The organism is Enterobacter sp. SGAir0187 (assembly GCF_002952735.2).
GTDB lineage: Bacteria > Pseudomonadota > Gammaproteobacteria > Enterobacterales > Enterobacteriaceae > Enterobacter > Enterobacter quasiroggenkampii.
This window is the reverse complement of the sequence record NZ_CP025034.2, coordinates 3,772,784-3,790,887: the sequence shown is the minus strand read 5'-3', so window position 1 is coordinate 3,790,887 and position 18,104 is coordinate 3,772,784. Positions and strand designations below refer to the sequence as shown.

Sequence of the window (18,104 nt, the reverse complement as noted above, 5' to 3'; positions counted from 1 at the left end):
ACAGGAGCCGTTTAGTATACTACAACCGCCGGGTAATTAACGCGTGATCGCGTACAGCGTGCCGTCTTTTGCCTGAATCAGCAGTTTGCCGTCAGCCACAACCGGGTCGGTCAGGAAACCAGAGCTGTCGACTTTTTGCTGCGCAACAAAGCGGCCGTTATCCGGATCGATCCAGTGCATATACCCTTCGCTGTCGCCCACAACCAGGCTACCGTTGTACAGCGCTGGCGCAGTCAGCAGACGGTGCAACAGGTCGCTTTGCGTCCACAGCGTCACGCCGCCTTCGGTACTCAGGGCCAGCAGACGGTCGTTCTGGTCAACCATATAGATGCGGTTACCCTCAACGATGAAATCATTTACCGAGCCCAGCTCACGTTTCCACATGATCTGGCCGCTGCGCAGATCCAGCGCGGTCAGGTTGCCGTTGTAGGCCAGCGCGTAAACCACACCGTTAACGATAACCGGCGTCGTATCCACGTCGCTCAGACGGTCAATTTCCGTTGAGCCTGTGGCCTGAGAGATACGCTGCTGCCAGATCATCTGGCCCTGCTGCATCAGCACGGCGCTTACGCGACCGTTGTCACCGCCCACAATAGCAGCACCAAATGCGGTAGCCGGGGCAGATTCGCCGCGCAGAGAGAGCGCAGGCATATCCAGGTTAACGGTCCATTTCACCAGGCCGTCCGCTTCGTTCAGCGCCTGCAGCTGGCCGTTGCTGGTATGAATCAGCACCAGGCCGTCGCTCACTACCGGACGCGACAGGGATTCACCCGCCACGGTTGTTTGCCAGGCAATGGAGCCGTCGCTGCTGTTCAGGGCATAAACCTGTGCTTTTTCGCTGCCCACGTAGACGTGGCCACCGGCAACGGTCAGGCCGCCAGACAGCAGTGCCGGCTTACGGGAGAACCAGCCGTCTTTTTCCGCCAGGTTAACAGACCACACTTCTTTTCCGTCATCCGCGTTCACCGCTTTCACGGTACCTTTGCGGTCAGCCGCATAGACAACGCTGTCTGCATACGCTGGATGAAGGTTGGAATAGAAATCACCAATCCCATTGCCCACGGAGACATCCCACGCGGTGGATGGGGTAAACTGGTTTTCAACCGTCGGCAGTGGGGACATTTTCACAACGTCTTCTTCGCCACTGAACAGTGAACAACCACTCAATAACGTAACAGAAAGCAGTCCTGGCAGAAGTAATTTACGCAATTGCATCGGGTCCCTCTCAGACGGACAAATTATTTATTTTCATCTGCATCATTTCGCTCAGCGCAGGTGAAGCATTGCTCTCTACGCCAGCTTGCCACGCTTTACGCGCGCCCGCTTTGTCACCTTTGCTCAGCAGTGCTTCACCGCGCAGATCGGCAACGATGGCAGCAAAACCTTCGCCTTTGATGGTATCGAGCGTTTTCAGCGCATCGTCAGCTTTCTTCTGCTGAACCTGAATACGTGCCAGGCGCAGATTGATCACCGCTTTCAGGTTTTCATCACTGGCGGCAGCAAGGCCCTGAGACAGCTGTGCTACGGCTTTATCCAGTTCGTTCTTATCAACGTACTGCTGAGCCACTTCCAGCGCAGCCAGTGCACCGTAGGTGTTTTTGTTGTCAGCCGCAAATTTTTCTGCCGCCGTCAGCGTTTGCGGCTGATCGGCGCGAATTGCGCTCACGGTATTTTCATAGGACAGGGACGCGCCGCGCGCGGAATCCGCCTGATGATTGTTCCAGTAACGCCAGCCTACCAGCGCACCGACACCTAAAATAACCCCAACAACCAGCGCTTTGCCGTTTTCAGCAAAGAAGCGTTTAATCGCGTCGACCTGATCGTGTTCGTTCTCGTAAATTTCCACGCAGTCCTTCTCCTTAGCCCAATAGAGTGCGCAAGTGCGCCGCAACGCCGTCCTGCGTTACCGTTGTCTGCTCACCAGAGCGCAGGTCTTTCACCACCACTTCGCCGTTGGCCACTTCGGACTCACCCAGCACCAGTGCGATACTTGCGCCCCACTTATCGGCACGAGCAAACTGTTTTTTGAAGTTGCCGCCGCCATGGTTGGTCATCAGCTTAACGCCCGGCAGCGCATCGCGCACGCGTTCGGCAAGCTGCATTGCCGCAGACTGCGTTTCCGCGCCTGAGGCCACCAGGTATATATCGACAACGGAATCTGCTTTAAATTCCGGATTAACTGCCTGAACCAGCAAAACAAGTCGCTCAAGGCCCATTGCAAAGCCAACAGCAGGCGCTGCGCGACCGCCAAGTTGCTCAACCAGACCGTCATAACGACCGCCCGCGCACACGGTGCCCTGAGAGCCGAGGCTGGTGGTCACCCACTCAAACACGGTACGGTTGTAGTAGTCCAGACCGCGTACCAGGCGCTGGTTTACGGTGTAGGCGATGCCAGCCGCTTCAAGCAGCTTGCACAGGCCCGCGAAGTGTTCGCGAGATTCTTCATCCAGATAATCACCCAGCGCAGGCGCATCGTTCAGCAGTGCCTGAACATCTGCGTTTTTGGAATCCAGAACGCGCAGCGGGTTGCTGTACATGCGACGTTTGCAGTCTTCGTCCAGCTTCTCTTTATGCTGTTCCAGGAACGCCACCAGCGCATCGCGGTAATTAGCGCGCGCTTCCAGAGAACCGATAGAGTTCAGCTCGAGGGAAACGTGATCGGCAATACCGAGCGCACGCCACCAGCGGGCGGTCAGCATAATCAGTTCAGCGTCGATGTCCGGGCCCTGCAGGCCAAAGACTTCCACACCCAGCTGATTGAACTGGCGATAACGACCTTTCTGAGGACGTTCGTGGCGGAACATCGGGCCGATATACCACAGGCGCTGCTCCTGATTGTACAGAAGACCATGTTCGATGCCGGCGCGTACGCAGCCCGCCGTCCCTTCCGGACGCAGGGTCAAGCTGTCGCCGTTGCGGTCCTCAAAGGTGTACATCTCTTTTTCAACCACGTCGGTGACTTCACCAATCGCGCGTTTGAATAACGGGGTCTGCTCTACAATCGGCAAACGGATTTCGCTGTAACCGTAGCTGCCGAGCACCTGCTTCAGCGTGCCTTCAATGCGCTGCCAGATGGCGGTTTCGCCAGGCAGATAATCGTTCATGCCGCGGATGGCTTGAATGTTTTTTGCCACGTTTATTCTCTTTCTATATACAAAAAAAACCCAAAGAATGGGTTCAATCATACATGGGAAGCGGCACGCTTCCCATCACGTTATTTTTCAACCTGCTGAACGTTAATACGCTGTGTCTCGTCCATCATTGCGGCTTTCGCACGGATGCGGGCTTCAAGCTGGTCGATCATGTCGCTATTATCCAGACGATCTTTACGAACGCCATCTTCATAGAGACCACTTTTCTTGTTACCGCCGGTCACGCCCAGGGTTGACACCAGTGCTTCACCCGGACCGTTCACCACGCAGCCGATGATAGAGACGTCCATCGGGGTGATAATGTCTTCCAGACGTTGCTCCAGGGCATTCACCGTCCCGATCACATCAAACTCCTGACGCGAACAGGTTGGGCAGGCAATGAAGTTGATCCCACGCGCGCGAATACGCAGTGATTTCAGGATATCGAAGCCGACCTTGATCTCTTCGACCGGATCGGCCGCTAGCGAGACGCGCAGGGTGTCACCGATCCCTTCAGAGAGCAGCAGCCCCAGACCGATCGCGGATTTTACCGAGCCGCTACGCAGGCCGCCCGCTTCGGTGATCCCGAGGTGCAGAGGCTGATCGATCTGCTTTGCCAGCAGGCGATAAGATTCTACGGCAAGGAACACGTCGGAGGCTTTTACGCTGACTTTGAACTGATCGAAGTTGAGACGATCGAGATGATCGACATGACGCATCGCGGATTCGAGCAGCGCCTGTGGCGTCGGCTCACCGTATTTTTCCTGCAGATCTTTTTCCAGGGAACCGGCGTTAACGCCGATACGGATAGGAATATTTTTATCGCGGGCGCAGTCCACGACCATGCGGATACGCTCTTCGTTACCGATGTTGCCCGGGTTAATACGCAGGCAATCGACGCCGTATTCGGCCACTTTCAGTGCGATGCGGTAGTCGAAGTGAATATCAGCCACCAGCGGAACGCTGACCTGCTGTTTGATCAGTTTGAACGCCTCAGCCGCATCCATGGTCGGGACAGAGACGCGAACAATATCCGCGCCGACACGTTCTAATGCTTTGATTTGATTGACCGTCGCTTCCACATCGGTGGTGCGCGTGTTGGTCATCGACTGAACGGCGATAGGTGCCCCATCGCCGATTGGCACATTCCCAACGTAAATCCGTTTCGATTTTCTACGTTGAATCGGAGCCTGGTTATGCATGAAAAATCTCCCGCGTTGCCCGTCTGTTACTGTGCTGCTGATTGTTCGGCATTAACGGTAAGACGTGCAACCTGGTTAGTTCTGATAAAGCGGCTCAGGTCGACAGGTTTTCCTTGATACTGGATCTGTACCGCTGCCGGAGCGCCGATTTTAAGTTTATAAGGAGCCTGGCCCGTTAGGTTTAACGTGCCATCTTTGCGCTGCAGGCCGCTGAACAGTTTTTTACCTGTCGCATCAGTGACTTCCAGCCAGCAGTCAGCAGAGAAGTTCATCACCAGCGCATTCGGGTCTGCTGCTGGCGCAGCCGTTCCAGCCGGGTTGGTTGGCAGTGAGGCAGCGCCGTTGTCAGCAGGCTGAGTGGCCGCTGGCGCGTTGGTCGCGGTATCAACGTTTGCCTGAGAAGGGGCAACCACCGCGTTTTGATCCTGAGCCTGTGGCGCAGCGGTGTTAGCCGTTGCGGCTGGTGCCTGCGCAGCATCGGTTGCAGGCGCATCGGTCGCGGCGGTCTGTGGCTCGCTGGAGGACGCCGCACCGTCGGTACTCAGCGGCACGCTCTGGCTGTTATCACTTCCAGCCTGGTTGAGTTCGGCGGAGGATTGATCGGCCATGGTGGTGATCTCTTCCTGCTGCGCCTTGTGGTTTTGCCACCACCATGCACCGGTCAGACCGACCACCACAAACAGCACCAGCCAGGTAAAGCTCATCAGCCAGCCATCACGTTTTTTACGACGTTTCCCCAGGGAGAAGGTCTGCATCGGCGCAACTTTTGCTGCACGGACCGGGGCCTGCTTCTCCATCATTGGCAGTAATTCGTTTTCGGGGATGTGCACCAGTTTTGCGTAAGAGCGGATATAACCGCGCAGGAAAGTTGAAGCCAGATCGGCAGGCGCCTTATCTTCTTCAATATCGCGAACCGTGGAAACCTTCAGGCACAAGCGTTCCGCAACGGCTTGCTGGCTGAGTCCGAGTTGTTCACGGGCGTTGCGAAGACGAACGCCAGTGGAGAGTGCTTCATGTTGGTCGTGAGTGGCTTCAGTATTCATTCGCTACAACTACTGGTACGTGAAAAAAAGGGTTCAGGCGCCGGTGAGTCACAATGCCACCCGCACCGCGAAACTTCTGGTCAGTTAACCTTGAACAGAGAGTATAAGACTGTCAGCCCGGAGATGACAGTACAGCCCTGCCCGTACGGCTAAACTGTTGTTACGTCGTTACATACTGCCCGAAAGTCGGATGAAACGCACCGTAATTATTGATCAGTCTTCACGAATCTGACTGATTATTCAGTAAGGTTATGTCTCACGGCGCAGATAATGCGCCGCGAGTGCATAATAATCAAACAGCTTTAACCGCGATCGTCTCGCCCTGCATGCGTTTACGCAGAGTACGCTTGGTGCGGTCAATAACATCACCAGCCAGCTGTCCACATGCGGCATCAATATCATCACCACGGGTTTTACGCACGATGGTGGTGAAACCATACTCCATCAGTACCTTGGAGAAACGGTCGATACGGCTGTTCGAGCTACGGCCATACGGCGCGCCCGGGAACGGGTTCCATGGGATCAGGTTGATTTTGCACGGCGTATCTTTCAGCAGTTCAGCCAGCTGATGCGCATGTTCGGTGCCGTCGTTGACGTGGTCCAGCATCACGTACTCGATGGTCACGCGGCCCTGGTTGGCGTTAGATTTCTCCAGGTAGCGACGTACGGCGGCGAGGAAGGTTTCGATATTGTACTTTTTGTTGATCGGCACAATTTCGTCACGAATTTCGTCGTTTGGTGCATGCAGGGAGATCGCCAGCGCGACGTCAATCATGTCGCCAAGCTTGTCCAGCGCAGGCACAACGCCGGAGGTCGACAGCGTGACGCGACGCTTGGACAGACCAAAGCCAAAGTCATCCAGCATGATTTCCATCGCCGGAACGACGTTGGTCAGGTTCAGCAGCGGTTCACCCATCCCCATCATCACCACGTTGGTGATAGGGCGCGTGCCGGTTACTTTTGCCGCGCCCACGATTTTCGCGGCACGCCAGACCTGGCCGATAATTTCTGAAACACGCAGGTTACGGTTAAAGCCTTGCTGCGCGGTTGAGCAGAATTTGCACTCCAGCGCACAGCCAACCTGAGAGGAGACGCACAGCGTGGCGCGGTCTTCTTCCGGGATGTAGACGGTTTCAACGCGCTGATCGCCGACCGCAATTGCCCATTTGATGGTGCCATCCGCGGAGCGCTGCTCTTCCACCACTTCCGGTGCACGGATTTCAGCCACTTCTTTGAGCTTGTTGCGCAGGACCTTGTTGATGTCAGTCATGTCATCAAAATTGTCGCTGCAGTAATGGTACATCCACTTCATGACCTGATCGGCACGAAACGGCTTTTCGCCCATCTCTTTGAAGAACTCGCGCATCTGCTGACGGTTCAGATCCAGCAGGTTGATTTTTCCATTTTTATTGGGAACCGCAGGAATGGCGACTTCGGAGGTATTTACTAATTCAGACATAATATTTACCGGCCTCGTTGTTACACGTTATGGCCCATGGAGGGTTGAATAGAAACGCCCCGGAAAGCGGTCTGCTCGTCCGGGGCGTTGCATTGTACAAAGTCTGACGCAGGGATGCCACGTCTGGACGCGGCATTTACGAAAATAATGTGTAAACGAAACCGTTAAATTAACGGGTACGTGGACACACTTCGCCTTCTGCGAAGAAGAAAGCGATTTCGCGTGCGGCAGATTCAACAGAGTCAGAACCGTGGGTGCCGTTCTCGGTGAAGCTGTCAGCGTAGTCAGCGCGCAGAGTTCCTGCCAGCGCGTTGTCCGGGTTGGTTGCACCCAGCAGGTCGCGGTGACGCTGTACGGCGTTTTCGCCTTCCAGTACGGATACCACGATTGGACCGGAGGTCATGAACTCCACCAGGCCGTCAAAGAATGGGCGACCTTCGTGCTCAGCGTAGAAGCCGCGAGCCTGCTCAACGGTCAGGTGCAGCATTTTGGTGCCAACAATTTTGAACCCTGCAGATTCAAAGCGAGCGAAGATGCTGCCAATAACGTTTTTTGCCACCGCGTTTGGTTTGATGATGGAAAAAGTACGTTCAATAGCCATGATAACCTCTGTCAATGTTCTGTTGTTTTGCATACCTGAGTATGGTGTGGCGCGGATTATAATGAGCAATGGCGCCATTGCCTATGGATTCAGGTAACATTTTTTTAAAATAAGACGAGTTTTAGCAACAGCTCACATCTGAAAGCTGTTTTCAGATCACTGCAGCGTAAAATTCACCGTCGCGACCTGCCCGGTCTCATCCATGACGAGTAACTGATAATCGCCTGACTTATCAAGCTGTAATGTGTAAACCCTTCCCTTCACACTCAGCGGTTCACCGTTCAAAAACCACCAGCGCTCACCGCTGTTGCCGGTCGCCTGAAGCGGCAGCGAAACGCGGGATTCCCCCGGCAGACGTTTAATAACGGCCCCTTCACGCACGCCGGTCAGGATGAGTGGCGCAGGTGCGTCCTGAGACAGCGGAGGACAGGTTGTTGATGAAGGCGGGACCCGTACCGCACGACGCTCGGTTGCAGGCAGCCACGGCTCCAGCGGCAGCGGCCATACATCCAGGACTTTTTCAGTAGCATCCGGGCAATCTGCGGCCACGCGTTTGCCGGTTTTATCCAGCCAGACCGGGAAACGGATCCCACGTATGCCCTCCTGTTCGGGCAGGAGCAGCGTGGGCGGTTCACTGCCTTCCAGCAGCCAGGTCGACAGGCGACGCCGACAGTTTTCACTCCCTTCCGGCAGCGACTGGCCGCCCGGCCAGCAGATCACGCCCCGCCCGACGCTCTCCGGACGCGGGTCGCGCGGCAGGCGGGCTTCATCTACCGTTGAGCGCGACTGAAGCAGGTTATTGACCTGGTTTAATAGCGGAACCGCGCTGGCAAACCCGAACTGTCCCGCCACGGGTGTGCCGTCCGGTCGTCCGGTCCAGATGCCAATCACGTAACGGGCATTCAGACCGATGGCCCAGGCATCACGGTAGCCGTAGCTGGTACCGGTTTTCCACGCCAGCGGCGCAACCTGGGGTAGCGCATTATCCGGCAGCGGCTGCGCTTCATTGGCCAGAATACGGCGAATAATCCACGCCGATCCCGCTGATAACAGCGGACGTTCAGTCAGCGGATCGCCTGGCTGTAACCGCAGCCTTCCCGCCTTACCGTGTCGGGCAAAGGCACTGTAGGCCGCGGCGATATCGGCCAGCCGCGCGCCTGCCCCACCGAGGATCAGAGACAGATTCGGCTGCGCCCCCGCAGGCAGGATCAGCGGCAAGCCTGCGTTGCTCAGCATCCCGGCAAAACGTTTTGGCCCGTAGGCTTCCAGTACCTGTACCGCGGGCAGGTTGAGGGAGCGCACCAGCGCTTCACTCATGCTAACCGGTCCATGAAACCCGCTGTCAAAATTCCCGGGCCGATAATCACCGGTTTTTCTGGGAACGTCCTGAAGCAGCGAGGCGGGATGGATCAGGCCATCATCCAGCGCCATGCCGTAGATAAAGGGTTTTAACACCGATCCCGGCGATCGGATCGCATTGACCATATCCACATGGCTAAAACGCGTGTCATCGTTGATATCCACCGATCCCACCCAGCCGCGCACTTTCATATCGGTATGATCGACCACGATCATCGCCAGCGAGCTGCGTGCCGGCAGGCGGGATTTCCAGTTCATCGCCAGCTCTTCCAACTGCCGCTGCAGTCCGGCATCCAGCGTGGTGACAATTTTCGTGTCGCGACTTTTGCCGAGCATCATCCGAGCAAAGAGCGGCGCCAGCTGCGGCATCTGCCGGGGCGCCAGCCATACCGATTCTTCACGGGACTCTTTGACCTGCTTTGCGGACCAGACACCCTGCGTCGCCATGCGGTCGAGCACTTTATTTCGCGCCGCTTCGGCCCGTTCAGGCCAGCGATCCGGACGTAAACGACTCGGTGCCTGTGGCAGCACCGCCAGCAGCGCCGCGTCGGAATAGCTGAGCTGCGACGGTGGCTTGCCGAGATACGTCCAGCTTGCCGCACCCACGCCCTGCAGCGTACCGCCAAATGGGGCACGATTGAGATAGAGCGTCAGGATTTCGCGCTTGGAAAGATGCCACTCCAGCTGCATGGCACGCCAGAGCTGGCGAATTTTACCGCCGAAGGTGCGCGGATGCGGGTCCAGCAGGCGTGCCACCTGCATGGTGAGCGTGCTTCCGCCAGAGATGACTTTCCCGGAACTGAGATCCTGCCAGGCAGCGCGCAGGACAGAAAGCGGGTTTACGCCGGGGTGATCCCAGAACCAGCGATCTTCGTACTGGATCAGCGCCTCAAGATAACGGGGAGAGACCTCTTCAATGGTAACCGGGTAGCGCCAGATCCCGTCGCTATCGGCAAAACGCCAGAGCGGTGTGCCCTTCTCATCCACCACCACCCGGGCGGGGTTAACCTCTTTCAAAGGCAACGGCCACAGGCGGTCGGCGGCGACAATCAGCCCCCATAAAACGAGAAGCGCTCCCGCCAGCCATAGCCAGCGGGAGCGTGTCAGACGTGCCATTCGCATATTACGGAACAACAATCAGCGGGCCACTGGCCGCCCCCGTTGCCCGCCACTGCGGAACGTACATAGACTCCACCATCGGCACCGGCACCTGGTAGGTTCCCGGCGTCACGGCACGGGCCAGATAGACCAGCGTGACCGGCTGGCCTTCGTTTACCGGCACGGCAGCCACAAAGCGGTCATCGCGGAATTCCATATGCTGAATATCAGCCTGCTGCATCTGGCTGAGCAGGTTCTGCACTTCGCTACCGCTGTCCTGCAGGCTGGCGCTGCTGTTCGCCAGGTTCTGGTTTTCCAGCTCCAGACCTGCCGGGAGAAGATCCACCACCAGCGCATCCGGCACGTTCTGGCTGGCTTTGACTTCCAGCCATACCAGGACTAGTTCACCGCTCTTCAGTGAAGAGAGTGACTTCGTGCTGCCATCCGTTGCCAGAATATGGCGTTCAACCTGCAGCACGTTAGACGTTGGCTGAGGGGCATATTCCGGATAACCGGTGCTGTCGAGGCGTACCCACAGCGGCGTTGTCCCGGTATTGGTGACCTGCAGTGCGCCAAGCTGGTCCCCGTTGACGTTTTGGATCTGCGATTTATCGCTGCTCAGCGCTTGTTCTGAAAGACTGGTTGTTGCCTGCCACGCCCCAGACAAGGTTTGCAGCGAACGTCCTGCCAGGAACAGCGCATTGCTCTCCTGCGTTGACAGCCAGCGCTGGCTGAAGGCCTCTTCAGACAGAGCATTCAGCAGCGTATTCTGCGCATCCGGCAGCAGCTTGTACTCTTCAAGAAGAGAGAGCATCAGCGCGTTATCGCGAAGCTGGCTACCGTAATCGGCCATCCAGGTTTTGCTGTCGTTGCGCGGCGTTTTGAGCGCCAGATCCAGCGCCTGCTGGCTGCGCGGGGCATCGCCCATCAGCTTGAGCGCCATGCCCAGCTGCATCAGCGGCAGGCCGGACGCCGCCTGAGCGTGACGATCCCAGATTTCACGCAGCGCGCCCAGCGGCGCTTTTTGCTGACGTGCCAGCACCAGCGCGGCATAGGCCTGCACGGCGAACTTGCTCGCCTGCGTATCGTCGCTGTAGCGAATGGACATCATGCCCGGATCCTGCAGGTAGCGCAGCAATCGGCTATTGGCATTATTCACCGCATCGGCAGGCACGCTGTAACCCTGCTCGCCCGCGCGTACCAGGAAGTCGGTCACATAGGCCGTCAGCCAGTACTCTTCCGGACCGTTTTTATCCCACAGCGCAAAACCACCGTCTTCACGCTGCATCTGCAGCAGACGGGAGATGCCAATATCAATCGCTGCACGGCGCTTGTCATCGGTGTCGCCCTTGATGCCAAGTGCAGTCAGCTGCGCCGCGTTGGTGTAGAGCGACGGGAACAGACCGCTGGTGGTCTGCTCCAGACAGCCATACGGATAGGCCTGCAGTTCGCGAATATAGCGCGCCAGGTTGAGCGGTGGTTTGCCGCTCAGCAACAGTTGTCCCTGCAGGGTGGCAGGAGAGAAACCGTTGCTGTGCTGCGCCGGTGCGATCCACGATTCGCCAGGGTTCAGCATGGCACCGGTATTGACCGTCTGCGCAGGGAACGCCGGACGCACGCCGATTTTCCAGCTCTTCTGCTGCGGGGCGAAGGTCTCGCCCGGAAGTTGCAGGCCGGTCACCTGCGCGGTCACTTCACCGTCACCATAACCGTCCAGCGCGCGCACCGGAATAAACAGCGTGCTGCGCGCCCCCGGTGGCAGCTGAACCGGCTGCGGCTGTCCACCTTCCAGCGACAGTTTGCCTGTCGCGTTCAGGGCGATATTCAGCGTTTGCGGCTGGTCGGTCAGGTTGGTGAGATCCAGCGTCAGGCGTGAGGTATCTCCGCTTGCCAGGAAGCGCGGGGTATTCAGCTCGGTAATGACCGGCGCGGCCACGATAATCTTGCTTTCGCTGCTGCCGAAATCCTCTTCCGTCCAGGCCTGCGCCATCAGACGCAGCTCACCGTTGAAGTCTCCAATCGGCAATGTAATTGTGCCTTCCCCGTTGGCATCCAGCGTGACCGGCTGTGCCTGCTGGGCAATGATGGTGACGTGGTTCACCGGCGGTTTGCCGCCGCGCTTCAGTTCATCTCCATCGCCACCAAAGCGCAGCGCGGCCAGGCGGCCTTGCCCTTCGATGACCTGGCCGTAGATATCGTAAATGTCCGCGCCATAGCGCTTCTGGCCGAAGAAAGCCTGCCACGGATCGGGCGTAACGTAATCGGTAATATTCAGCACGCCGCTGTCCACCGCCGATACCAGGACGTTCACCTTCTGCGGCACGGCCCCCTCTTTCACGCTGGCTTTCACCTTCACCGAGAGCGTCTGGTTTGGACGCATTTTCTGCGGGTTATCGAGCGCAATATTCAGGCGGCGATTTTCGTCACCCATCGGCAGATGCAGAAGACCAACCGCGCGTTTCGGCGTGGCGGATTTGGATTTATCTCCGGGACGTACCACCAGCGTACTCAGGTAGAGGTCGTGACGCTTCCAGGCCTTGTCGACCGGGATAGCGAGATCCAGTCCGTTTGCCGGTACGTCGATCTCTTTCCACCACAGCGGCCCTTCGCTGGACTCGATCATCGCATAGCCCTTGCCTGCGGCTGGCGCGGCAATGTGCAGGTTGATGGTGTCGCCCGGCTGATAGGCTGGCTTATCCAGTTTCAAGGTCACGCGGTCCGGGCGTGCAGCGCCGGTGCCGTCGCTGTTATCCTGCCAGCTGTACCCCGCCCAGAAGCGCACGCTGCTGACCACATCATCAGGCGCTTTCACCTCCAGACGATAAGAGCCCCACTCCACCGGGAAGGTGACTTTACCCGTTTCATCGGCCTTAAGCGTCAGCTCCTGCTCACCTTCGACCAGATCTTTCTGATCGAACTGAGACTGCCAGCCTTCGCTCTCAGACCAGTTCCAGAAGTAGTCCCGACGCTCGCGAATCAGACGAACCTGTAACCCGGAAACGGCCTTTTTCGCGCCGCTGGCATCGGCATACACGATGTCGAAGCTGGCATTGCCGTTCTCATCAACAATCGGTTGGTTGACGGTCGTATCGGTGCGGTAGTCGTAAACAGCTTTACTGGCGAACTGAGGGTGAATACCCGGCAATTCCGCTGCGGGCCAGATGGCCTGCTCAGCACGACGCGTTACCGGACGACCGCCCGACTCCAGCAGGCTGGCCTGCAGGATCAACTGCAGCGGAGAGTGCACCTCTTTCCACTGGCTTTCAGTAGAAACCTGCCCACGTCCCTGCTCGTCCAGCGTAAGCTGCACTTCATCCAGGCTGCGGCTCAGGTTCTCTTCAGCGATATCACCAAACTGGAAGCCCGGCAGCGCGGCCACCGCGTCACGCAGCGGACGCAGGAAGAGCTGGCCCTGCAGAGAGTTACCGTTGGCCGGAGCGCCATACAGGTAATAGCCGACCACGTTAAAGTCGACGTTATCCTGCGGTGAAACCGGCGTTTTTTGTCCGCTCAGGTTGAGCGCCATACGCTCTGGCATGAAGTCTTCAACGTGGAAGTCCCACAGACGCTGCAGGTTATCGCCCGTGTTGGCGCGAATATGCCACATGCCGGTCTGCGCCCCGCTGTCCAGCGGATAGTTAAAGCGATAGAGGCCGTTCTCCGGCTTGACGACGATGGTACGCGCGACCTGTCCATCCGGACGCAGCACGTCGAGCTTCACGGGCTGATCGGGAAGTGGCTTACCGTCACTGTCGCGCAGCAGGCCGTTGAGGATCACCGTTTCGCCCGGGCGGTAGAGATCGCGTGGGCCAAACATAAAGAACTGCTTGCTGTAGCCCGGACTCCCTGCGATATCAAACTCCGCCAGATCAAGAGCCGGCAGCTTGAGGTCAAGCAGCGTGGTCTGGCCGTCTTTACTGGCCAGGATCAGCGCGGCCTCTTTGTCGGTCTCAAGCTTTGCGTGGCCATCGCCGTCGCTTTTCGCTTCGGCAAGGGTCTGCCCTTTGTCATTCAGCAGCGTGACGGTCACGCCGGACTGCGCCGCACCGTTCTCCAGACTCTGGGTGAAGATGTCCAGGCGATTATGATAACGGTGAGCGGACAGTCCAATATCGCTTAAGGTAAAGAGCGTCGCGGCGTTGCTGTAGTTGTAGTGCCCGGCCTGGTTCATGACCGCGATGTAAACCCCAGACTGCTGGAGCGGTTTAATATCCTTCAGGGGCAACAGCAATTTTTCGCGCGTGTTGCGCGCCGGATTAAGATCGAAGCGACCGGTGTAAACCAGCTCCGCCATCTTCAGCAGGTTGTCGGATTCCCAGTTGGTCAGCGAGTTACGGTACTCCCACTGGCTGACAAGGGAAGCCAGCGATTCCGGCTTCACGCGGTAGAAGTTGACGTCAACATTGTTGACGTTAAGCGCCATTACCGGCAACCCTTCCACCACCTTACCCGGCAGCAGCGAGCCACGGCTGGCAAACCCGACGGTGGGTTCAACGTCCCGGGTGGTCAGGGCTTTCTCATAATCAATGCCGAACGTCGCCTTGTTCAGCGCCTGCAGGTCCCGTTCAACGGTGACGACCAGGTTGCGGTTGGGCTCCAGATGACGCAGGCGAAGCTCTTTCAGGTTAGGCGCAAGTTCCCACGCCCCGTCAACTTTGCCGCTTTTTTTGTCCACGACATGCACGGTTTTCGCGAAATCCTGATCGGGATTCAGCGGAACCGAGAATGTCAGCACCAGCGTGGCGGCACCGTCGAGCTGAACTTCAGAGGCATCCAGCAGGGTCAGCGCTTTTCCCTGACTCTGGGCGGCGAGCTTAGCCAGCGTTTCAGCATTTGGCTTTTCCGCGGCTTTCGGTGTGGATGCGGTGGTTGCCGCGGGAGCCGCAGCCTGAGATTTATCGTCGCTGTTATCACAGCCGACAAGCGTAAACGTGGTAATCAGCGCAAGGGAGAGCGCGGCTAAGCGAAACGGTTTCATCCTTTGTCCCTGGCCCTGAGGGGGCCTGTTGGTCGTCGTCCGGATAAGTATTATCCGCAAGTTTCATTAATTCAAAAAGTCCAATTTTAGAATCTGGAAAGCGCCTCGCAGAATGGCAACACGCCGCTACGCCGTGATGGAACCGCGATCACAGCCCCAAACGTCACATGTTACCTTTCACGTCATTTGTTTTTAAAACAAGAGGATAGCTGGATAAGCGTCCCTGAAGGCTGCTAGTTTTATAACCATGACGCACCCCGAGTGCGCGGTTCAATAAGAGAGAAAGCCATGAAACGAGCCGTGAACGCCCTACAAAATTTCGGAAAATCATTGTACGGACCGGTGCTTATCTTACCGATCGTCGGTCTGTTTATCGCCTTTGGTAACGTGCTGGGTAACGGTAATCTCGCTGAATACCTGCCCTTTCTTGGCCATCCGCTGATTCAGCATCTTGGTCAGCTTATCGCGAAATCGGCCGTGTCGGTGCTGGTGAACCTGGCGCTGGTGTTTGCCGTTGGTATTCCGATTGGTCTGGCGACGCGCGATAAAGGCTATGCCGCGCTGATTGGCCTGGTCACCTTTGTCGTATTCATCAACGCCATGAACGTCACGCTGCAGCTGCAGGGCGCGCTGGCGCCTGCAGCCGAAATGAAGGCGGCCGGGCAGACCATGGTGCTGGGCGTCCAGGTGCTGGAGATGGGCGTTTTCGCCGGGATCCTGACCGGGGCGCTGTCGGGATATCTGTACAATAAATATTCCGGCGTACAGTTTAACGGCGCGATGGCAATTTACTCCGGCCACTGTTTTGTCGCCATTGTGATGCTTCCCGTCTCCATGCTGCTCGGCGTGGTGATGAGCGAACTGTGGCCGTTTGCCCAGCACGGTATTAGCGCCCTGGCGCTGGCCATAAAAGGCTCCGGACCGTTTGGCGTGGCCATCTACGGCTTCCTGGAACGCATTCTGGTCCCCACAGGACTGCACCATCTGGTTTATACGCCGTTCCTCTATACCGAACTGGGCGGCACGCAGGAGGTGTGCGGCGCAACCTATCAGGGCGCGCGCAATATCTACTTCGCCGAGATGGCCTGCCCGGACGTGAAGCAGCTCAGCAGCACCGTGGTGTGGGATGCGCGCGGCATCAGCAAGATGTTCGGCCTGCCTGCCGCCGCGCTGGCGATGTATATGACCGCAAAGCCTGAGCGTAAAACCATTGCGAAAGCCATTCTGATCCCGGCGGCGCTGACCTCGCTGCTGGTCGGCGTCACCGAGCCGATTGAGTTCTCCTTCCTGTTCGTCGCCCCGCTGCTGTTCGTGGTGCACGCGGTGCTGACCGGCATCGGCATGATGCTGCTCTCCCTGCTGGGCGTTCACGCCATCGGCGCCAACGGGATTATCGACTTCATCCTCTACAACCTGCCGCTCGGCACGGCCAAGTCCAACTGGCCGATGTACATCGTGGTCGGGCTGATCATGTTCGCCCTCTACTTCGTGGTGTTCCGCTTCCTAATCCTGCGCTTCAACATGAAAACGCCGGGCCGTGAAGATGAGGACCAGGAGACGCGCCTCTACAGCAAGCAGGAGTACCAGGCTAAAGGCAATAACGACGGGCTGGGCGAATCCATCGTGGTGGGGCTGGGCGGTCGGGAAAATATTGAAGTGGTGGACAACTGCTACACCCGATTACGCGTCACGGTGAAGGACGTCGCCATTATCGACGAGCCGCGTCTGAAGGCGACCGGCGCGAAAGGGATTATCAAACAAGGTAACAACGTTCAGGTGGTCTATGGGCTGCATGTCAAAAAAATGCGAGAAGCCGTTGAGACGTTTCTCTGAAAGGAGCTAAAGATGTTTACACCCCCATTCATTCTGTCGATTGCCGGCGGCGGTAGCACCTACACGCCGGGTATTGTGAAAAGCCTGATGGTGCGCCTGCAGGATTTCCCGCTGGCCGAAATCCGCCTCTATGATATCGACGAGGCGCGTCAGAACACCATTGCGCCCGTCGTCGAGAAGGTCATTCGCGACCACAGTCAGCGCATCAAATTTACCGTCACCAGTGACCCGGAAGTGGCCTTCAGCGGCGCGCATTTCGTCTTCGCCCAGATGCGCGTCGGCCAGTATAAAATGCGCGAGCAGGATGAGAAGATCCCGCTGCGTCACGGCGTGGTCGGCCAGGAAACGTGCGGACCCGGCGGGCTGGCGTACGGTCTGCGCACCATCCTGCCGATGGTGGAGCTTATCGATCTGGTCGATCGCTACGCGCATGAAAAAGCCTGGATCGTGAACTACTCCAACCCGGCGGCGATCGTCGCGGAGGGCGTGCGCCGCCTGCGGCCAAATGCGCGGGTGCTGAACATCTGCGATATGCCGGTCGCGGCGATGCGTAATATGGGGGCCATTCTGGGTGTCGATCGTCGCAAACTGGAGGTGGACTACTTTGGCCTGAACCACTTCGGCTGGTTTACCCGCGTGCTGGTGGACGGCGAGGACAAATTACCGGAGCTACGCAAACATATCGCGAAGTTTGGCCTGCTGACGGAAGATGCCGCCAAAACCGACCCGCAGCACTCGGATCCGTCGTGGGTGAAAACCTGGCGCAACATTAAGCCGATCATGGACAACTTCCCGGAGTATCTGCCGAATCCGTATCTGCAGTATTACCTGATGCCGAACCAGATTGTGGAGCATCAGAACCCGGACTATACCCGCGCCAATGAAGTGATGGACGGGCGCGAGAAAAAGCTGTTCGCCGCAGCTGAAGAATACAAGCGCACCGGGATCCTGCCGGATGCCTTCCACGTGGGCGTCCACGGCGAGTTTATCGTCGATGTGGCCTGTTCGCTGGCCTTTAACCTGAGAAGCCGCCATCTGGTGATGGTGGAAAACCGCGGGGCGATTACCAACCTGCCTTACGATGCCGTGGTAGAAGTGCCCGCTTATATCACCTCCGAAGGGCCGGAGCCTGTCCGTATTGGTCAGGTGCCGCTGTTTCATCAGACGCTTTTGCAACAGCAGCTCGCCTCTGAACAGCTGCTGGTGGAGGCGACTATCGAAGGCAGCTATGAGAAAGCCTTGCAGGCGTTTACCCTCAACCGCACCGTGCCAACCATGGAACATGCAAAAGCCATTCTGGATGAGATGATCGAGGCCAACCGCGACTACTGGCCAGCGCTGCAAAAAGCCTGGCAGGACGGCGAACCGGTAAAAAAATAGGGGCTTGCTCGCGAGTTGAA

11 protein-coding genes are annotated in these 18,104 nt (G+C 57.7%); 2 read left to right on the top strand and 9 right to left on the bottom strand.

The features are described from left to right. Positions 1-36: 36 nt before the first annotated feature. From bamB to CWR52_RS18270, 9 genes are all read right to left on the bottom strand, one after another. Positions 37-1,215, bottom strand: a complete 1,179-nt coding sequence (gene bamB / locus CWR52_RS18310) for an outer membrane protein assembly factor BamB (protein WP_008502135.1) — start codon at positions 1,213-1,215, stop codon at positions 37-39. Positions 1,216-1,225: 10 nt separating this feature from the next. Then, positions 1,226-1,846, bottom strand: coding sequence for a YfgM family protein (locus CWR52_RS18305; RefSeq protein WP_008502136.1), 621 nt, complete (start codon positions 1,844-1,846; stop codon positions 1,226-1,228). A 13-nt stretch (positions 1,847-1,859) separates the two neighbouring features. Then, positions 1,860-3,134 (bottom strand): histidine--tRNA ligase, encoded by a 1,275-nt coding sequence (gene hisS, locus CWR52_RS18300; RefSeq protein ID WP_032622984.1) that lies wholly within the window; start codon positions 3,132-3,134, stop codon positions 1,860-1,862. Positions 3,135-3,214: 80 nt separating this feature from the next. Next, positions 3,215-4,333: a flavodoxin-dependent (E)-4-hydroxy-3-methylbut-2-enyl-diphosphate synthase gene (gene ispG / locus CWR52_RS18295; protein WP_008502138.1), complete on the bottom strand. Its 1,119-nt coding sequence runs from the start codon at positions 4,331-4,333 to the stop codon at positions 3,215-3,217. A 26-nt stretch (positions 4,334-4,359) separates the two neighbouring features. Next, entirely contained in the window at positions 4,360-5,376 is a 1,017-nt protein-coding gene (gene rodZ, locus CWR52_RS18290) for a cytoskeleton protein RodZ (RefSeq protein WP_104950342.1), read from the bottom strand. A 292-nt stretch (positions 5,377-5,668) separates the two neighbouring features. After that, complete coding sequence (locus tag CWR52_RS18285) at positions 5,669-6,835, bottom strand: bifunctional tRNA (adenosine(37)-C2)-methyltransferase TrmG/ribosomal RNA large subunit methyltransferase RlmN (RefSeq protein WP_014171168.1); 1,167 nt, start codon at positions 6,833-6,835, stop codon at positions 5,669-5,671. 169 nt (positions 6,836-7,004) lie between these two features. Further along, positions 7,005-7,436: a nucleoside-diphosphate kinase gene (gene ndk, locus CWR52_RS18280; protein WP_003860625.1), complete on the bottom strand. Its 432-nt coding sequence runs from the start codon at positions 7,434-7,436 to the stop codon at positions 7,005-7,007. Between the two features lie 156 nt (positions 7,437-7,592). Beyond that, positions 7,593-9,917, bottom strand: coding sequence for a peptidoglycan glycosyltransferase PbpC (pbpC, locus tag CWR52_RS18275; RefSeq protein WP_104950341.1), 2,325 nt, complete (start codon positions 9,915-9,917; stop codon positions 7,593-7,595). 1 nt (position 9,918) lies between these two features. Further along, a complete protein-coding gene (locus CWR52_RS18270; protein ID WP_104950340.1) occupies positions 9,919-14,871 on the bottom strand; it encodes an alpha-2-macroglobulin family protein in 4,953 nt (1,650 codons plus the stop codon). 288 nt (positions 14,872-15,159) lie between these two features. Here CWR52_RS18270 and CWR52_RS18265 point away from each other — a divergent pair, with 288 nt between their 5' ends. Together CWR52_RS18265 and CWR52_RS18260 are read left to right on the top strand one after the other, a co-directional pair. Then, a complete protein-coding gene (locus tag CWR52_RS18265; protein ID WP_104950339.1) occupies positions 15,160-16,704 on the top strand; it encodes a PTS transporter subunit EIIC in 1,545 nt (514 codons plus the stop codon). A 12-nt stretch (positions 16,705-16,716) separates the two neighbouring features. Next, the gene (locus CWR52_RS18260; RefSeq protein ID WP_104950338.1) at positions 16,717-18,084 is read left to right on the top strand and encodes a 6-phospho-alpha-glucosidase; all 1,368 of its coding nucleotides are present in this window, start codon (positions 16,717-16,719) and stop codon (positions 18,082-18,084) included. The last annotated feature ends 20 nt before the right edge of the window (positions 18,085-18,104 follow it).

What these genes read in the sequence shown, in the direction of transcription:
- CWR52_RS18265 (WP_104950339.1), top strand. Translation starts at nt 15,160, where the DNA reads ATGAAACGAGCCGTGAACGCCCTACAAAATTTCGGAAAATCATTGTAC.
- CWR52_RS18260 (WP_104950338.1), top strand. Translation starts at nt 16,717, where the DNA reads ATGTTTACACCCCCATTCATTCTGTCGATTGCCGGCGGCGGTAGCACC.
- CWR52_RS18285 (WP_014171168.1), bottom strand. Translation starts at nt 6,835, where the DNA reads ATGTCTGAATTAGTAAATACCTCCGAAGTCGCCATTCCTGCGGTTCCC.
- pbpC (WP_104950341.1), bottom strand. Translation starts at nt 9,917, where the DNA reads ATGCGAATGGCACGTCTGACACGCTCCCGCTGGCTATGGCTGGCGGGA.
- rodZ (WP_104950342.1), bottom strand. Translation starts at nt 5,376, where the DNA reads ATGAATACTGAAGCCACTCACGACCAACATGAAGCACTCTCCACTGGC.
- ispG (WP_008502138.1), bottom strand. Translation starts at nt 4,333, where the DNA reads ATGCATAACCAGGCTCCGATTCAACGTAGAAAATCGAAACGGATTTAC.
- bamB (WP_008502135.1), bottom strand. Translation starts at nt 1,215, where the DNA reads ATGCAATTGCGTAAATTACTTCTGCCAGGACTGCTTTCTGTTACGTTA.
- CWR52_RS18270 (WP_104950340.1), bottom strand. Translation starts at nt 14,871, where the DNA reads ATGAAACCGTTTCGCTTAGCCGCGCTCTCCCTTGCGCTGATTACCACG.
- ndk (WP_003860625.1), bottom strand. Translation starts at nt 7,436, where the DNA reads ATGGCTATTGAACGTACTTTTTCCATCATCAAACCAAACGCGGTGGCA.